Origin of the sequence: Burkholderia oklahomensis C6786, from assembly GCF_000959365.1 — a bacterium.
Lineage (GTDB): Bacteria > Pseudomonadota > Gammaproteobacteria > Burkholderiales > Burkholderiaceae > Burkholderia > Burkholderia oklahomensis.
Genome location: NZ_CP009556.1, coordinates 306,467 through 321,008 on the forward strand (window position 1 = coordinate 306,467; position 14,542 = coordinate 321,008).

Annotated in this window: 14 protein-coding genes and 1 pseudogene; 5 read left to right on the plus strand and 10 right to left on the minus strand. The window is 66.8% G+C overall.

The features are described 5' to 3' along the window. Positions 1–209: 209 nt before the first annotated feature. The 3 genes from BG90_RS19435 to BG90_RS19440 all read left to right on the plus strand — a co-directional run bounded on the left by BG90_RS19435 (position 210) and on the right by BG90_RS19440 (position 2,630). Positions 210–1,568, plus strand: coding sequence for an aspartate aminotransferase family protein (locus BG90_RS19435; protein ID WP_010120809.1), 1,359 nt, complete (start codon positions 210–212; stop codon positions 1,566–1,568). A gap of 4 nt (positions 1,569–1,572) precedes the next feature. Then, entirely contained in the window at positions 1,573–2,013 is a 441-nt protein-coding gene (locus tag BG90_RS35355) for a hypothetical protein (RefSeq protein ID WP_144411698.1), read from the plus strand. Between the two features lie 191 nt (positions 2,014–2,204). After that, positions 2,205–2,630: a transcriptional regulator gene (locus tag BG90_RS19440; RefSeq protein WP_010110672.1), complete on the plus strand. Its 426-nt coding sequence runs from the start codon at positions 2,205–2,207 to the stop codon at positions 2,628–2,630. A 139-nt stretch (positions 2,631–2,769) separates the two neighbouring features. Here the strand turns inward: BG90_RS19440 and BG90_RS19445 are convergent, their stop codons facing one another. The 6 genes from BG90_RS19445 to BG90_RS19465 all read right to left on the minus strand — a co-directional run bounded on the left by BG90_RS19445 (position 2,770) and on the right by BG90_RS19465 (position 8,745). After that, a complete protein-coding gene (locus BG90_RS19445; protein WP_010110673.1) occupies positions 2,770–2,976 on the minus strand; it encodes a YbdD/YjiX family protein in 207 nt (68 codons plus the stop codon). Between the two features lie 12 nt (positions 2,977–2,988). After that, positions 2,989–5,067, minus strand: a complete 2,079-nt coding sequence (locus BG90_RS19450; protein ID WP_010110674.1) for a carbon starvation CstA family protein — start codon at positions 5,065–5,067, stop codon at positions 2,989–2,991. 247 nt (positions 5,068–5,314) lie between these two features. Beyond that, positions 5,315–5,827, minus strand: a complete 513-nt coding sequence (locus BG90_RS19455; protein ID WP_010120814.1) for a cytochrome P460 family protein — start codon at positions 5,825–5,827, stop codon at positions 5,315–5,317. Positions 5,828–5,844: 17 nt separating this feature from the next. After that, positions 5,845–6,915, minus strand: a complete 1,071-nt coding sequence (locus BG90_RS19460) for an alpha/beta fold hydrolase (RefSeq protein ID WP_025990400.1) — start codon at positions 6,913–6,915, stop codon at positions 5,845–5,847. Positions 6,916–6,917: 2 nt separating this feature from the next. Further along, on the minus strand, positions 6,918–7,073 hold the full coding sequence (locus tag BG90_RS36190) for a hypothetical protein (RefSeq protein ID WP_157135670.1): 156 nt from the start codon (positions 7,071–7,073) through the stop codon (positions 6,918–6,920). A 163-nt stretch (positions 7,074–7,236) separates the two neighbouring features. Beyond that, positions 7,237–8,745, minus strand: coding sequence for a M81 family metallopeptidase (locus BG90_RS19465; RefSeq protein ID WP_010110679.1), 1,509 nt, complete (start codon positions 8,743–8,745; stop codon positions 7,237–7,239). Between the two features lie 157 nt (positions 8,746–8,902). Here BG90_RS19465 and BG90_RS19470 point away from each other — a divergent pair, with 157 nt between their 5' ends. Then, entirely contained in the window at positions 8,903–9,880 is a 978-nt protein-coding gene (locus BG90_RS19470; RefSeq protein ID WP_010120818.1) for a LysR family transcriptional regulator, read from the plus strand. On the opposite strand, the gene BG90_RS19475 is transcribed toward BG90_RS19470, so the two are convergent. Together BG90_RS19475 and BG90_RS19480 are read right to left on the minus strand one after the other, a co-directional pair. Next, positions 9,856–10,245, minus strand: a complete 390-nt coding sequence (locus BG90_RS19475) for a VOC family protein (protein WP_010110681.1) — start codon at positions 10,243–10,245, stop codon at positions 9,856–9,858. The genes BG90_RS19470 and BG90_RS19475 overlap by 25 nt on opposite strands. A 409-nt stretch (positions 10,246–10,654) precedes the next feature. Beyond that, positions 10,655–11,689 carry an ABC transporter substrate-binding protein gene (locus BG90_RS19480; RefSeq protein ID WP_045568530.1) on the minus strand — a complete coding sequence of 345 codons (1,035 nt, stop codon included), beginning with the start codon at positions 11,687–11,689 and terminating at the stop codon, positions 10,655–10,657. Between the two features lie 1,189 nt (positions 11,690–12,878). On the opposite strand from BG90_RS19480, the pseudogene BG90_RS19485 reads away from it, so the two are divergent. After that, positions 12,879–13,374: pseudogene (locus tag BG90_RS19485) on the plus strand (AsnC family transcriptional regulator); the annotation flags it as partial. Positions 13,375–13,411: 37 nt separating this feature from the next. On the opposite strand, the gene BG90_RS19490 reads toward BG90_RS19485, so the two are convergent. Further along, positions 13,412–13,798 carry a GtrA family protein gene (locus BG90_RS19490; protein ID WP_010110685.1) on the minus strand — a complete coding sequence of 129 codons (387 nt, stop codon included), beginning with the start codon at positions 13,796–13,798 and terminating at the stop codon, positions 13,412–13,414. Next, the gene (locus tag BG90_RS19495) at positions 13,795–14,541 is read right to left on the minus strand and encodes a class I SAM-dependent methyltransferase (RefSeq protein ID WP_010120832.1); all 747 of its coding nucleotides are present in this window, start codon (positions 14,539–14,541) and stop codon (positions 13,795–13,797) included. The genes BG90_RS19490 and BG90_RS19495 overlap by 4 nt, the downstream gene beginning before the upstream one ends. Between the last annotated feature and the right edge of the window lies 1 nt (position 14,542).

The following is a 14,542-nucleotide window of genomic DNA, read 5'->3' on the forward strand; positions in this document are numbered from 1 at the left end:
GCTCACTTCCACTCGCCGCCAATTCCCGCCACTTCCCGGCACTTCCCGCCGCGCCCTGCCTTCCCCCGCGCATCCGCCCGAACGCCGACCCTCGCGCCCGCCCACCGCCCGCCCCCACCCATCCCGCCCGGATCGACCAACCCGCATGAATATGCGAAGCTTTCGTCGACGTTTCGCGATTCCGTTTCACCCCGCACAAGGAGCCAAACTTGGAGATCCGCCACGGAGTCAACCTGGCGCGCGCCCGCGCGCTCCTCGCACACGAACGCGACGCCTTCGAACGGGCGATGCCGAAGTCGCGCGCACTTTCCGCCGAAGCGGCGCAACACCTGCTGTTCGGCGTGCCGCTGCACTGGATGCGCGACTGGTCGACGCCGTTCTCGCTGTACGTCGATCACGCGCGCGGCGCGCATTTCACCGACGTCGACGGCCATCGCTACGTCGACTTCTGCCTCGGCGACACGGGCGCGATGTTCGGCCACGCGCCCGAGCCCGTCGCGCGCGCGCTCGCCGAGCAGGCGACGCGCGGCTACACGACGATGCTGCCGAGCGAGGATGCCGCGTGGGTCGGCGCGGAGCTCGCGCGCCGCTTCCGGCTGCCATACTGGCAATTCGCGCTGAGCGCGAGCGACGCGAACCGCTTCGTGCTGCGCTGGGCGCGCGCGGCGACGGGCCGCAAGCACATCGTCGTGTTCAACGGCTGCTATCACGGCACCGTCGACGACGTGTTCGTCGATCTCGTCGACGGCAAGCCGGCGCAGCGCGACAGCCTGCTCGGCCAGGCGCACGATCTGCTCGCCTACACGCGCGTCGTCGAATTCAACGATCTCGCCGCGCTCGAAGCCGCGCTGGAGGACGGCGACGTCGCGTGCGTGCTCGCCGAGCCGGCGATGACGAACATCGGCATGGTGCTGCCCGATCCCGACTTCTGGCGCGAAGCGCGCGAGCTGACGCGCCGCTACGGCACGCTGCTCGCGATCGACGAGACCCATACGATCAGCAGCGGCCCCGGCGGCTATGCGGTTGCGCACGGGCTGGAGCCGGATCTGCTCGTCGTCGGCAAGCCGATCGGCGGCGGCGTGCCGTGCGCGGTGTACGGCTTCAGCGCGTCGTTCGCCGAGCGCGCGCAGCACGCGAAGGCGAGCGCGCCGCCCGGCCACTCCGGGATCGGCACGACGCTGACCGCGAACATGCTCGCGATGCGCGCGATCCGCGCGACGCTCGCCGACGTGATGACGGACGCCGCGTACGCGCACATGTTCGATCTCGCCGAGCGGCTCGCGGCCGGCCTCGAACGCGTGATCGCGCGACGCGGGCTGCCGTGGTGCGTGACGCGGATCGGCGCGCGCACCGAGTTCCAGTTCGCGCCGACGCCGCCGCGCAACGGCACGATCGCCGGCGCGCAGCTCGACGGCGAACTCGAGCACATCGTGCATCTGTATCTGCTGAACCGCGGCGTGCTGATCACGCCGTTCCACAACATGATGCTGGCGTGCCCGGCAACGACGAAGGACGACGTCGATCGGCTGATCGCGGCGTTCGACGCGTGCGTCGGCGAGATGGCGTGAGGATGTGAGCGATGTTACGCGAGCGGCGTGGGCGTGCGTGTTGCCGGAACGCGCACCGGACAGGCGTTGCGCGCCGCCGCGAATCGTCGACGCTCCGGCCGAATCGACATCGCTCGATCCCGCGCGACAACGGCAAAGGCGCGGCCATCGCCCGATCGGCATGGCGTCGCCGCGCGTCGATCGCGCCGCGCGGCAACGAAGCAACGAAAACCACCCGCTGCCACAAACATTCGCCACACTGTTTCGCGGCCTCTTCGCGGATGGCAATTATCGCAAGATCGATAATTCGATTCCGGCTTCGAATCTGCGTCGAAACGTGCGAAAGCAGCGCCGCCGGCAATCGATACGCGCGACGCGATCGAGAAGTGCCGTAAAAATGGGGCGGCATGGAACAAGATACCGGTTTGCACGAACGCCTGAACGGCACATCGATTATCTCATATGAGTTAATTAAAACCTGACAATCGAAAACACGACACGTCCTAAACAGAAAATAAACACCAATTCAAACAAACAATCTGGCGGCCAAAAATCACCCGGACAACCTTTCAGCATCAAGCCAAATTTATCCTATATAAGATATTAATACCTTGATTGGTTGTCCGCTTCGAGGATGTGCAGCCGCACAATGCGGCCATGCCGACGCTCGAAGAAAAAGCGGCGTTCGCAGAACGCCTGAAATTCGCCCTGCAGCGCAGTCCGGAAAAAATCGCCGGTGCGACCGCCCTCGCGCTGCATTTCAATCTGCGGCATCGCGGCGAGCATCCGATTTCGCCGCAGACCGCGCACAAATGGCTGACGGGCCGCACGATCCCGACGCCGGACAAACTGCGCACGCTCGCCGGCTGGCTGCGCGTCGACCTGCACTGGCTTCATTACGGCCCGCCGCCCGGCGCGCCCGGCGGCAAGACGTCGGGGCCGCTGCGACGCGACGAGAAATATGCGCCGACGCCCGAGACGATCGAACTCGCGTCGAAAATCGAGGCGCTGTCGCCGCATCAGCGCTATTTGATGCAGGAACTGATCGAGCATTTTTACGGCGATCCGTCGAAACGCCGCTGAGCGGCGGCGACCGTGCGGCTCGACCGATTCGGCTCCGCAAAACAAAACCGCCAAAGAAAAAAAGCGCCACGGCTCACGCCATGACGCTTTTCCGTTATCGAGGAAATCGCGAAAGCACCGCCGCCCGCGAACTACGCCGTCAGCAGCACTTCCCCGCCCCCGAACCGTACCGCGCGTTCTGCCGTTCGCGGAAAAATTCCTCGTACGACATCACCGGGCGATCGGGATGCGTCGCGCGCATGTGCGCGACGTAGCCGTCGTAGTCGGGCAGGCCGACCATCAGCCGCAGCGCCTGCCCCAGATAACGGCCTGCCGTGCGCAATTCGCCGCCGAGATCGGAAAACATCGCGGCCTCCTTTTATCGCCCGCTGCCGAGCGCCTGCGCGGCCGGCATCGGCTCGTACGGCGTCTCGCGCGACGTCGGCTGCTCGACGCGCCGCGCGCGCACGACCGCGATCACGCCATACACCGCGATGCTCACGACGACGAGAATGAAGAGCCCCGCGAGCGCCGCGTCGACGTAGTCGTTGAAGATGATCCGCTGCATCTGCGCGAGCGACTTCGCCGGCGCGAGCACCTTGCCTTCGGCCGCGGCCGCCTGCAGCTTCGCCGCATGCGCGAGGAAGCTGACCTTCGGATTCGCGTCGAACACCTTCTGCCAGCCGGCCGTCAGCGTGCAGATCAGCAGCCACGCGGTCGGCACGATCGTCACCCATGCATAGCGCTCGCGCTTCATCTTGAACAGCACGACGGTGCCGAGCACGAGCGCGATCGCGGCGAGCATCTGGTTCGAGATGCCGAACAGCGGCCACAGCGTGTTGATGCCGCCGAGCGGATCGACCACGCCCTGATACAGGAAGTAGCCCCACGCGGCGACGCACAGCGCGGTCGCGATCAGGTTCGCGGGCAGCGATTCGGTGCGCTTCAACGCTGGATGGAACGTGCCGAGCAGATCCTGCAGCATGAAGCGGCCTGCGCGCGTGCCCGCGTCGACCGCGGTCAGGATGAAGAGCGCTTCGAACAGGATCGCGAAGTGATACCAGAACGCCATCATCGCCTGGCCGCCGATCACCTGATGCAGAATCTGCGCCATGCCGACCGCGAGCGTCGGCGCGCCGCCGGCGCGCGCGATGATCGTCGTCTCGCCGACCGCCTTCGCGGTTTCGGTCAGCATGTCGGGCGTCAGCATGAAGCCCCATTGCGTGACGGTCTGCGCGACCGCTTCCGGCGTCGTGCCGAGCACGGCCGCGGGCGCGTTCATCGCGAAGTAGACGCCCGGCTCGATCACGCACGCGGCGACGAGCGCCATGATCGCGACGAACGATTCCATCAGCATCGCGCCGTAGCCGATGAAGCGCGCGTTGGTTTCGTTGTCGAGCAGCTTCGGCGTCGTGCCCGACGCGATCAGCGAATGGAAGCCCGACACCGCGCCGCACGCGATCGTGATGAACAGGAACGGGAACAGGTTGCCCGACCACACCGGGCCCGTGCCGTCGACGAACCTCGTCAGCGCCGGCATTTTCAGCTCGGGCGCGACGATCAGGATGCCGATCGCGAGACCGACGATCGTGCCGATCTTCAGGAACGTCGACAGGTAATCGCGCGGCGCGAGCAGCAGCCACACCGGCAGCACCGACGCGACGAAGCCGTAGCCGATCAGGATCCACGTGAGCTCGGTGCCGCTGAACGTGAACCACGCGGCGAGCGCCGGCGAATCGTGCACGTGCTGGCCGTACGCGATCGACGCCATCAGCAGCACGAAGCCGATGATCGACACTTCGCCGATCCGGCCGGGCCGGATGTAGCGCGTGTAGACGCCCATGAACAGCGCGATCGGAATCGTCGCGGCGACGGTGAACGTGCCCCACGGCGAATTGGTCAGCGCCTTCACGACGATCAGCGCGAGCACCGCGAGGATGATCACCATGATCAGGAACGCGCCGAACAGCGCGATCACGCCGGGCACCGTGCCGAGCTCCATCTTGACGAGATCGCCGAGCGAGCGGCCGTCGCGGCGCGTCGAGATGAACAGCACGATGAAATCCTGCACCGCGCCCGCGAACACGACGCCCGCGAGAATCCACAGCATCCCCGGCGTGTAGCCCATCTGCGCGGCGAGCACGGGGCCGACGAGCGGCCCGGCGCCGGCGATCGCGGCGAAGTGGTGGCCGAACAGCACGTACTTGTTGGTCGGCACGTAGTCGAGGCCGTCGTTGAACTTGACGGCGGGCGTCATCCGCAGGCCGTCGAGCTGGACGACCTTGCTCGCGATGAAGCGGCTGTAGAAGCGGTACGCGATCAAATACACGCAAACGGCGGCGATCACGATCCACAGCGCGCTGACCCGCTCGCCGTGCGCAAGCGCGATCGTGCCGAATGCGAACGCGCCGAGCAGCGCGACTGCGATCCAGAGCAGATAACTGGAAGCCCGATTCATGGCGTCTCCTGTCTATTTTTCGAAATATGCGCGGCGGGCGGCCGCGCGCAACGACGGCAAGCGTCACGCTCCGTCGGGACGTAGCGATGGGGCCATATTGTTCGCCTTTGGAACAAACCTAACAAGCGCATGACTACGTACGGGGGCTACGTAGTCATGCGTAGGGGTTTGCGAGGGGGCGAGCACCGTCCGATTCGTCAGAATATAGGATGACCGGCGGCAATGGAAACCGGGATGCGCCCGCGCCCTACGGCGCGAACCGCGTAAAGACAAAATCGCGGTCTTTCACGCGAGCCTGATGGCAAGCGAAGCAGGTCCGATGCTGCGCTTCGTCCGCCGGCGCGCCGTTGACGAAGCGGCCGAAGCCCCAGCCGCCCGTCGACGCATACCGGCGCGAATCCTTGACCATCACCTGCACCGTCGTCGCCGGCCCCGGCACTGTCGCAGGTGCGAATTCGACGGACGGCTTCCTTTTGTACGCGAGCTTCACGAGAACGGCGCCGTCCGGAAACGGCAGCGTCGCACGCTCGATCGCCTTCACGGCGGCGGGATTGCCCAGAACCACGCGCAACTCGTCCAGCGGCGCGGCCTCCTCGGCCGGCGCGATCATCTCCCACTTGCGGTAGCCGTCGGGAATCGTCACGCCGTAGATCGGCGACGCGGCAGGCGCCGGAGCGCCCGCGAGCACGCCCCCGCCGTGCGCCACGAGGAGCAGAAGCGCGCCTTCGAAGACGGCGCGATACCTTCGGAGACTTCTCATCGATCGTCCTCCCCGCATCAGAGTTGCACGACCTGCAGGATCGCATCGGCGAACGCCTTCGGCGCTTCCTGCGGCAGGTTGTGCCCGATGCCGCCCGCGATGTCGCGATGCAGATACTTGCCGGTGAACTTCTTCGCGTAAGCGGCCGGCTCGGGATGCGGCGCGCCGTTGGCATCGCCTTCGAGCGTGATGGTCGGCGCCGCAATCGCCGGCGCGGCCGCAAGACGCTGCTCGAGTCCGTCGAATTGCGACTCGCCCTGCGCGAGCCCCAGACGCCAGCGGTAGTTGTGGACGACGACGGCCACGTGATCCGGATTCCGAAACGATGCCGCCGAGCGCGCGAACGTCGCGTCGTCGAAACGCCACTTCGGCGATGCGAGTTGCCAGATCAGCTTGTTGAAGTCGTCGCGGTTCGCCGCGTACCCGGCCGCGCCGCGCTCGGTGGCGAAATAGAACTGATACCACCACGCCAGTTCGGCTTTCGGCGGAAGCGGCTTCCGGTTCGCCTCCTGGCTGCCGATCAGATAGCCGCTCACGCACACCAGCGCGCGACATCGTTCCGGCCACAATGCCGCGACGACGGCCGCCGTGCGCGCGCCCCAGTCGAAGCCGCCGAACACGGCCTGGTCGATCTTCAGCGCGTCCATCAACGCAACGACGTCGGCGGCGATCACCGCCTGCTGACCGTTGCGCGGCGTGTCCGCCGACAGGAAGCGCGTCGAGCCGTAACCGCGCAAGTACGGCACGACCACCCGATATCCCGCCGACGCGAGCAGCGGCGCCACTTCGACGAAGCTGTGAATGTCGTACGGCCATCCGTGCAGCAGGATGACGACCGGACCGTCCTTGGGCCCCGCTTCCGCGTAGCCGACGTTCAGCGTGCCGGCGTCGATCTGACGGATCGTGTCGAACGACGCCGCGTTCGCGGCACTCGTGGCGCTCGTGCCACTCGTGGCGCGCTTCGTGCTCGGCGCGCGTTGCGCCGGCTGTGCGCGAGCGAGGCTGCCCAAACCGACATCCATCAAGCCGATGCCCGCAAGCGTGGTTCCTATCAGCCGACGGCGTCGGACGTTTACCGAATTCGACATGATCAGCCCTCCTTGAAAATAGTCAGAAAATGCCGCGACGCATGCGGCACGCGCGCAATAGCGATCGGGCGTTCATGCACCACGGATCGACGATGTTCGATGCGGCAGCGAGACGCGCGGCGCGCGACGCATCGCTGAAATGAAGCATTGATTTTCATGCCGATACATCGAACCGATACCCGAAACGAGCGCATCGAATCGACGGCGACATATCTGCGTCGCTCCACTCGCAATGCAGCCCGTATGCCGGAACGACAGGCACGATCCCGGACGACCGGCGGACGCCGCCGCCGGCGACATGCAATCGAATGGAAACGACAACTAAAGCGTCGCCGCGCGAACCGCCCGGAAGGTCTGCCCCTTCGGCCGGATGCGGATATCCGGATCGAGACGCGCCCACGCGAGGTCCGCGGGATCGGCGGCCATCGGCCCAGGCGCTTTTGCGACGAGAATCGCCTCGGCGATCGCTTCGAAGTCCGCACGAAAATGAACCGAGCTCTTGTTCACGAGGATCTTCATCCGCTCGGGCTCGATTCCCGCGACACGGAACAGGTTGCGCTCGAACGTCTGCATCTTGATCGTGCTCACCGCGATCCTGACGCCTTCGATCCGCAGGCACGCCACCGGCCCGAGATCGCCGTCCATGCCGTTGAACATCGGGCCGTCGAAACGAAAACGCCCGTCCGACAGATGCTCGACCTCGAACTCGGCCGCGAGCGGCGCATCGCCTCGCACGCCCGAGCGGCCGCCGAGACTCAGGCCGATGCGCGCGCCCACGCCCGCCCGGTGCGCCGCGGCGGCGGCATCGGCATCCCAGATCACGCCCACCGCCGCATCCTTCGCTCCGTTGCGAAGCAGCGCCCGCACCATGCCCATCGTATCGGCGTCGCCGCCCGCGCCGGGATTGTCCTGCGTGTCGGCGATGACGACGGGCTTCGCCGCCGCGCGGCTCAGGCGGATCGCTTCGGCCGCCGCTTCGTCGGGCGTCAGGAACGTCACGTCCCAGCGCGACTCTTCGTCGACGAGTCTCGAAAACAGCGCGTCGACGGCGCGCTCGGCGGCCTCGCTGTCGAACGCGTGCGCCCACACGGTCGGCCCGCATTCCGGGAAGTCCGCGGCCGGAAAGCCCGGCGCGAACGACATCGATACGACGCCGTCGCGTTCGAGCCGCGCGAGCAGCCGATACGTGTCGCCGGCGGGTTCCATCTGCGTGCACATGCCGTTGATCGGGATCAGGAACGGCAGCCGGCGCATCGCGCAATGCAACGGCCGGCCTTCGGATACGAGGCGCTCGAGCACCTGCTCGGCGCGCTCGCCGGTTTCCGCCATGTCGACGTGAGGATAGGTGCGGTATGCGACCAGCGCACTCGCATGCGCAACCATCCGCGCGGTGATGTTCGCGTGCAGATCGAGCGACGCCACGATCGGCATCCGGTCGCCGACGATCCGCCTCACGCGCGCGAGGATCTCGCCTTCGCCATCGTCGAACTGTTCGGTGACCATCGCGCCGTGCAAGTCGAGATAGATCGCGTCGAACCCGCCCGCCTCGGCCGCCTCGACGATCTCGCCGCAAATTCGTTCGAATGCGTCGGTCGTGACGTGCGCGGACGGACACGCGCCCGCCCAGATCACGGGCAGCAGCGCATGCCCATGAGCCAGTGCGGCCTTGATGAATCCGCCGATCGGCACGTTGACGTCGCGCAGCGTCAGCACGTCGGCGCCGCGCGTCAACGGCGGGAAGCCCTCGCCGCGAATGAAGCTCTGATACGACGCTCGCGTCGGCGCAAACGTATTGGTCTCGTGCTGGAAGCCTGCAATCAGAATGTTCATTTCGTTTTCCTGTATGACGTGCGGCGTCTCGCTTGCGTTCGCCGGATGGTCACTGCGTCGAGTTCATGTTGGCAGGGCAATGCCTGACTAGCAAGAGCAACAAAGTTCACATATCGTTGCCCTATGAACAACAGCAGGTCGATCCGTGAGCCACGCGATGCGAGAAATCAATCAGCAGCGCCTTCGGTATTTCCATGAAGTCCTGACGCACGGCACCATTCGCGGCGCCGCCGAGCACATCAACACGTCGCCGTCCGTCATCACGCGGCAGATCAGGCTGCTCGAAGAAGAGCTGGGCGCCACACTGTTCGAGCGGCAGGCGCGCGGCGTGCGGCCGACGGAAGCGGCCGCTCATCTGCTCGAGTTCTGGCGGGGCTACCGGTCTCAGCAGGAAAAGTTAGAAGATCAGCTCCATGCGCTCAAGGGCCTTCAGCAAGGGCACATCCGGATCGTCGTCAGCGAAGGGTTCGTCGATACACTCGTCGACGACGTGCTGGCGCCGTTCTGCGCGAAATATCCGAAGCTGGACATCGGCCTGGACATGCTGGCGGTCGACACCATTCTGCAGGACGTCGCGGAAAGCCGCGCGCACATCGGGCTCGCATACAATCCGCCGCCCCATCCGCTCATCGCCTGTCGTACGAGCTCGCGGCAGCCGGTCGTTCTGCTGCTGCGCCGCGATCATCCGCTGGCGCGGCGCAAGCGTCCGGCGACCATCGACGATCTTCGCGCATACCCGCTCGCGCTGATGCCGCCGACGTTCGGCATCGGTCACGTGGTCAGGATGCTGGAGCTGGCCGAGAACATCGAGATTCGACCGACGATGACGACGAATTCGCTCACCGCGTTGAAGCGCGTCGTCACCGCCGAGAACTTCATCACGCTGATCGGAGAATTCGCTGCATACCGGGAGATCGCGCACGGCGAGCTGACGACGGTTCCGATCGCCCATCCGCTGTTCGAGGGCACGCATGCGCGGCTGCTCGTCAAGTTGGGGCGGCCGCTCGCCCCCGCGCCGCTCGAGTTGCTCAAGTGGATCGAGACGCGGTTGGCGGTGTTTTCCGCGGCGGCCGGTCGCGGTCCCGCCGGGCGAGACAAGCGTCGGAAAAGTCAGCCCCCCGTTCCCAAATCGTAGGGTCGCGTCAGCAGTTCGAGGAAGTGGCCGTCCGGATCGTCGAAATACACGCCGCGCCCGCCGCTGTGCGTGTTGATCTCGCCCGCGTGGCGCTTCGCCGGATCGGCCCAATATGTGAGCCCTCGCTCGCGAATGTGCGCGAACGCGCGATCGAATTCGTCGTCGCCGACGAGGAACGCGTAATGCTGCGTCGAGATCGGGCCGTCGCTTTCGTAGAAGTCGAGCGACACGCCGTTCGCGAGCGACACGACCAGCATCGGGCCGAACGGAACGGGCGCCGGCAAGCCGAGGATGTCCGTCAGGAATTGCGTCGAGCGCCGCTTGTCGCGGCACCAGACGATCGTATGGTTCAGTTGCGCGCTCATGTCGTCTCCTTGCCGGATGCGGCCCCATGGGAATCGCGCTCGGGCCGCGCGAATCGCCTCCGAATACAGGATAGGTCGCGTGCGAAATTTCGGAGGAAACGGCTAAATCGGGCATTCTCGAACGGCGCGACCGGATTCGCCCGCTGATCGAGAAGGCGGCGCCGCGCAAGCCGGACGCGCACGCTCCATCGTGCCGGCTACTTCACCGACCGCAAGCGGCGGATCTGAAAGCACCCGCGCGTGACGCCGACGGGCGGGCGGATGGCGTTCGTCGAGAGGAAGGAGATCGAGAACGGCAAGATCCGTCGACATCGCGTGCATGGGGCTGGCGCGGCGTGTCGATCATCAAGGCCGACGCGTATCGCAAGGGCGGCCGTTAAGCGGGCGCGCGTCGCTCGTCGCGCGCGGATCAGGCCGCGCCGATACGTTGCACCGCGATCGATGCGACGTCGACGCGACGCGGCAGAATCGCATCGCGCAACGCGCGATCGGCGACCTGCTGCAGCGTCGCGATGTCGGCCGCGCCGACGGCCCGCTGCGCGAGCGCCGCGCGGCGCGTGATGTCGGCGGCCGTATCGAGCGAAAGGCGCGTAAGCGACGCGTAGACCTTCGCGTAATCGTCCGGATGCGCGAGCGCCCAGCGCCCCGCCCGTTCGAGCCGCGCGAGCGCGTCGGCGAGCGCCGCGCGCTTCGCGCGGTCTTCGAGCGTGCCGACGGGCGAGGTCAGGAATGCGAGGCCCGAATTGATGCCGCCGCCGTCGCGCACGACGCGCGCGCCGCGCCTGACGACGTGCCCATAGTAAGGATCGAACGTCGCCCAGACGTCGATCCGCTTCGCTTCGAACGCGGCGAACGCGTCGACGGGCAGCACGAAGCGCACATCGACGTCCTGCCGCGACAGCCCGCGCTCCTCGAGCGCGCCGTATAGCTGGTACTGCGAAATACTGCCGCGCGCGGACGATACGACGACCGTCCGCCCTTTCAGATCGGCGACGCCGCGCACCGGCGAATCGGGTTGCACGACGATGCCGAGCGACGCCGGCGAACCGACGCGCGTCGCGACGATCCGCAGCGCCGGATCGCCGAGCGCGGCCGTGAGCACAGGCAGGTCGCCCGCGGGCGCGAGATCGATCGCGCCCGCGCGCTGCGCTTCGAAGAGCGGCGCCGCGCCCTGGAAATTCGCCCAGCGGAATCGATACGGCGTGTCGTTCAGCACGCGCGCCGCTTCGGCGAGCGCGCGCAGGCCGCCCGCCTGGTCGCCGAGCACGAGCGTGACGCCGGACACGTCGACGCCTGTCGGCGCAGCCGCGGCTCGCTGCGCCGCCAGCGCCGGCGCGAAGCGTGCGGCAAGCGCCGCGCCCGAAGCGGCGGCGGCAACGGCAGCAACGCATCGCAACGCGCGGCGGCGCATGGCGAACGACGGCGGGAAAGCGTGACGATTCATCGGCGGCGGCCTCTCGAATGACGCGGCCGCGCACGATCGCGCGGCAGACGCCAAGCTTAGGGAATCGCTCGCGGCCGAACAAACATCGATTTGCGAAATGCTTATCGGGAACGTGCATTGCCGATGCGCATGGACGCAGGCATCTTTTGCGTTCGCGCAGCGCTTGCCGCATCCGAATCGTGTCGCATCGTTTCGCGATCCAGGCGTGCTTCGGACGATCTGTCGGGCGGCGCGGAACGGTCGGTGCCGCAGCATTCCACCGGAACGCCGCATCGTTGAAATCGCAATCCATATCGACATCAGCCGACCATCGCGAACATCGAGCAGGTAATTCTCGTGAGCGCCTTGACGTGGCGTCTGCGATAGAGGAAAAGACGTGAAACTCGTCGCCGCTTCGGCGGATGCGGTCGAACGACTTCGTTCCGTCCGCAGACGCGCCGCGAGCGATCGGGCGTGAATGCTCGTGAAGATAGGTGCTTCGTAGATTTACGGGGAGATGGGCGGCGCTTGCCGACCTGCTACTGCCCTTGACCTAATTTGGGTGGCTGTCGCGACTGTGCTCTAAAGCGGTCGCCCAACCCCGCCCCGTGCAGTGTGATCGACGCAAACGAATAGGTCACCGATTTGCAGACTATTTTGTCTATGCGAACGATTCCACTTTCGCTCGCCAGAAAGTCAACGCGTCACGGATGATCGGTAGCAGTTCGGGCGCCGGGTGGCGCGTATCTGATATGGAGTCCGTGACAACAGCGCGACGAGCGCGCGATCGGGCTTCCGCGAGCGGCACGGTGCGGTGCGGTGCGGTGCGGTGCGGCATGGCATGGCGCAGCGCGGTGCAGCGCAGCGCGGTGACGTGCAGCGTGACGCGGCCCTTTTCGCGCCGAACGCGAGCGTCGACGGGGCGACCGCGCGCCGCCGAACGCATTTGTTCAGCAAGCGCTTAGTCGACGCGATCCGCTCGCGCGCACGACGAGCCGCTCAGCACAAAATTTCGCCCGGGTGGACCGAAACGCGGCGCGCTCGATTATTTCGGCGCACCTTGACGACGCAGCCCGGGCGCGACGTGGGTAGCATGCGCACGGTCGACGGCATGCCCGCGAGCCGGCGAGCCGACGCGTCCGGCGGGCGCGCGCCGCGACGCCGCGCCGCGCTCGCGGTCCATCTCCCGACAACCGGCCGGTGTTTGACCATGAGCCGCGACTGCAAGCTTGATCGGATAGATTTGCGCATCCTGTCAGCACTCCCCAAAAACGGCCGAATCGCGAACGTCGAACTCGCCGACGCGGTCGGCCTGTCGCCGAGCCCGCGCCCGATCCGCGTGAAGCGGATCGGGCAGGCGGGCTGCATCGCCGGTTACGGCGCGCGGATCCGCTTCGAGACGCTCGGCACCGCGCAAGTCGTGTTCATGAAAATCACGCATGCCGACCACCGTCGCGAAGACTTCGACCGCTTCGTCACCGCGAACCGCGACATCGACGCGATCGTCGAGCGCCATCTCGCGAGCGGCGGCCACGACTATCTTCTGAAGCTCGTCACCCGTGGATTCGCGCATGACCCAAGCCTCGTCGAAGCGCTGCTCGATCGATCGCGGCATCGGCATCGACAAGCATTTCAGCTACATCGTCAGCAAGACGCCGCGCGTCAAGACGCATCACCCGCTCGACGCGCTGCTCCGCGAGCAGCGGCATGGAGCGCCGCGCGCGCAGACGTGCGCCGCCGACGTCAGCGATACGTCCAGATCCGATGCATCGCGAACGTGAACGGCGGCACGAGCACGACCACGGCCGCGATGCTCCACGCGGCCGCGACGCCGAGCGCCTGCACGCCGCGCGAGATCGCCATCGTCAGCATCAATCCGGCGACCGACACGATCAGGAATCGCACGACGTTGCGCCAGCGCGGCGGCGCCGAAAAGCTCCACAACGTGTTCAGCAGATACGACGCGCCCGTCGCACCGACGAACGCGATCGCGTTCGCCCGCACCGCGGTCGCGGCGAACGCGCCCATCAACGTGCCGGCGATCGTCGCGTGCAGCACGGTGGACAGCGCGCCGGACACGCCGAAGCGCACGATCCGCGCTCCGATGCCGAGGTCGGCGACGGCGCTCATCGCGGCGCGTCCCGCTTCGTCAGGACCGCGAACAGCGACACGCCGAACGGCAGCGAATGCTTCGGCAGCCAGCCTCGCTCCGCGCGGAAGATGCGATAGAGCGTCGAGTTGACCGCGCGCGGTCCGAGCGCGTCGCCGCTCGAGCGCGCGCGATGCAGCAGCCGGTCGACCATTCGCGCGGCGACGGCAAGCGGAAACAGCAGCGTGTTGAAGTACGAACTCCGTACGATCATGCAGCCGGCCGCCTGCGCGCAGCGTTCGAGCGCCGCGCGGTCGTAGCGCCGATAGTGATGAAGGAACGTGTCGTGCGCGCTCCACAGCCACTGGTACGCGGGCACGGTGACGACGATCGCGCCGCCCGGCGCGAGATGCTCGCTCACGCGGTGCAGCGCGGCCGCGTCGTCTTCGATGTGCTCGAGACAATCGAAGAAGCAGATCAGATCGAAGCGCTGGTCGCCGAACGGCACGCTGTCCGGGCAGCGGCCCGCGCGGATGTCGAATCGCCAGCCGGTCTTCCGGTTCGCGAGCGCACGCGCGGTCTCGTCCATTTCGAGCGCGCTCACCGCGCCGAATTCCTCGAGCATCCCGAGATTGCCGCCCGTGCCGGAACCGATCTCGAGAATGCGTGCGCCGGCCGGCAACGCGAGCCCCGCCAGCAACGCATGCAGGATGTCGCGCCGCGCGCGGAACCACCAGTGCGTGGCCTCGGTATCGGCCATCTGCAAATAAGCTTCGGGTGACATG

Excerpts from the sequence above, each read along its gene's own strand:
- BG90_RS36190 (WP_157135670.1), bottom strand. The coding sequence starts at position 7,073 with ATGAAAATCAATGCTTCATTTCAGCGATGCGTCGCGCGCCGCGCGTCT.
- BG90_RS19470 (WP_010120818.1), top strand. The coding sequence starts at position 8,903 with ATGCGAGAAATCAATCAGCAGCGCCTTCGGTATTTCCATGAAGTCCTG.
- BG90_RS19495 (WP_010120832.1), bottom strand. The coding sequence starts at position 14,541 with ATGTCACCCGAAGCTTATTTGCAGATGGCCGATACCGAGGCCACGCAC.
- BG90_RS19460 (WP_025990400.1), bottom strand. The coding sequence starts at position 6,915 with ATGTCGAATTCGGTAAACGTCCGACGCCGTCGGCTGATAGGAACCACG.
- BG90_RS19465 (WP_010110679.1), bottom strand. The coding sequence starts at position 8,745 with ATGAACATTCTGATTGCAGGCTTCCAGCACGAGACCAATACGTTTGCG.
- BG90_RS19480 (WP_045568530.1), bottom strand. The coding sequence starts at position 11,689 with ATGAATCGTCACGCTTTCCCGCCGTCGTTCGCCATGCGCCGCCGCGCG.
- BG90_RS19450 (WP_010110674.1), bottom strand. The coding sequence starts at position 5,067 with ATGAATCGGGCTTCCAGTTATCTGCTCTGGATCGCAGTCGCGCTGCTC.
- BG90_RS19490 (WP_010110685.1), bottom strand. The coding sequence starts at position 13,798 with ATGAGCGCCGTCGCCGACCTCGGCATCGGAGCGCGGATCGTGCGCTTC.
- BG90_RS19455 (WP_010120814.1), bottom strand. The coding sequence starts at position 5,827 with ATGAGAAGTCTCCGAAGGTATCGCGCCGTCTTCGAAGGCGCGCTTCTG.
- BG90_RS19445 (WP_010110673.1), bottom strand. The coding sequence starts at position 2,976 with ATGTTTTCCGATCTCGGCGGCGAATTGCGCACGGCAGGCCGTTATCTG.
- BG90_RS19475 (WP_010110681.1), bottom strand. The coding sequence starts at position 10,245 with ATGAGCGCGCAACTGAACCATACGATCGTCTGGTGCCGCGACAAGCGG.
- BG90_RS19440 (WP_010110672.1), top strand. The coding sequence starts at position 2,205 with ATGCCGACGCTCGAAGAAAAAGCGGCGTTCGCAGAACGCCTGAAATTC.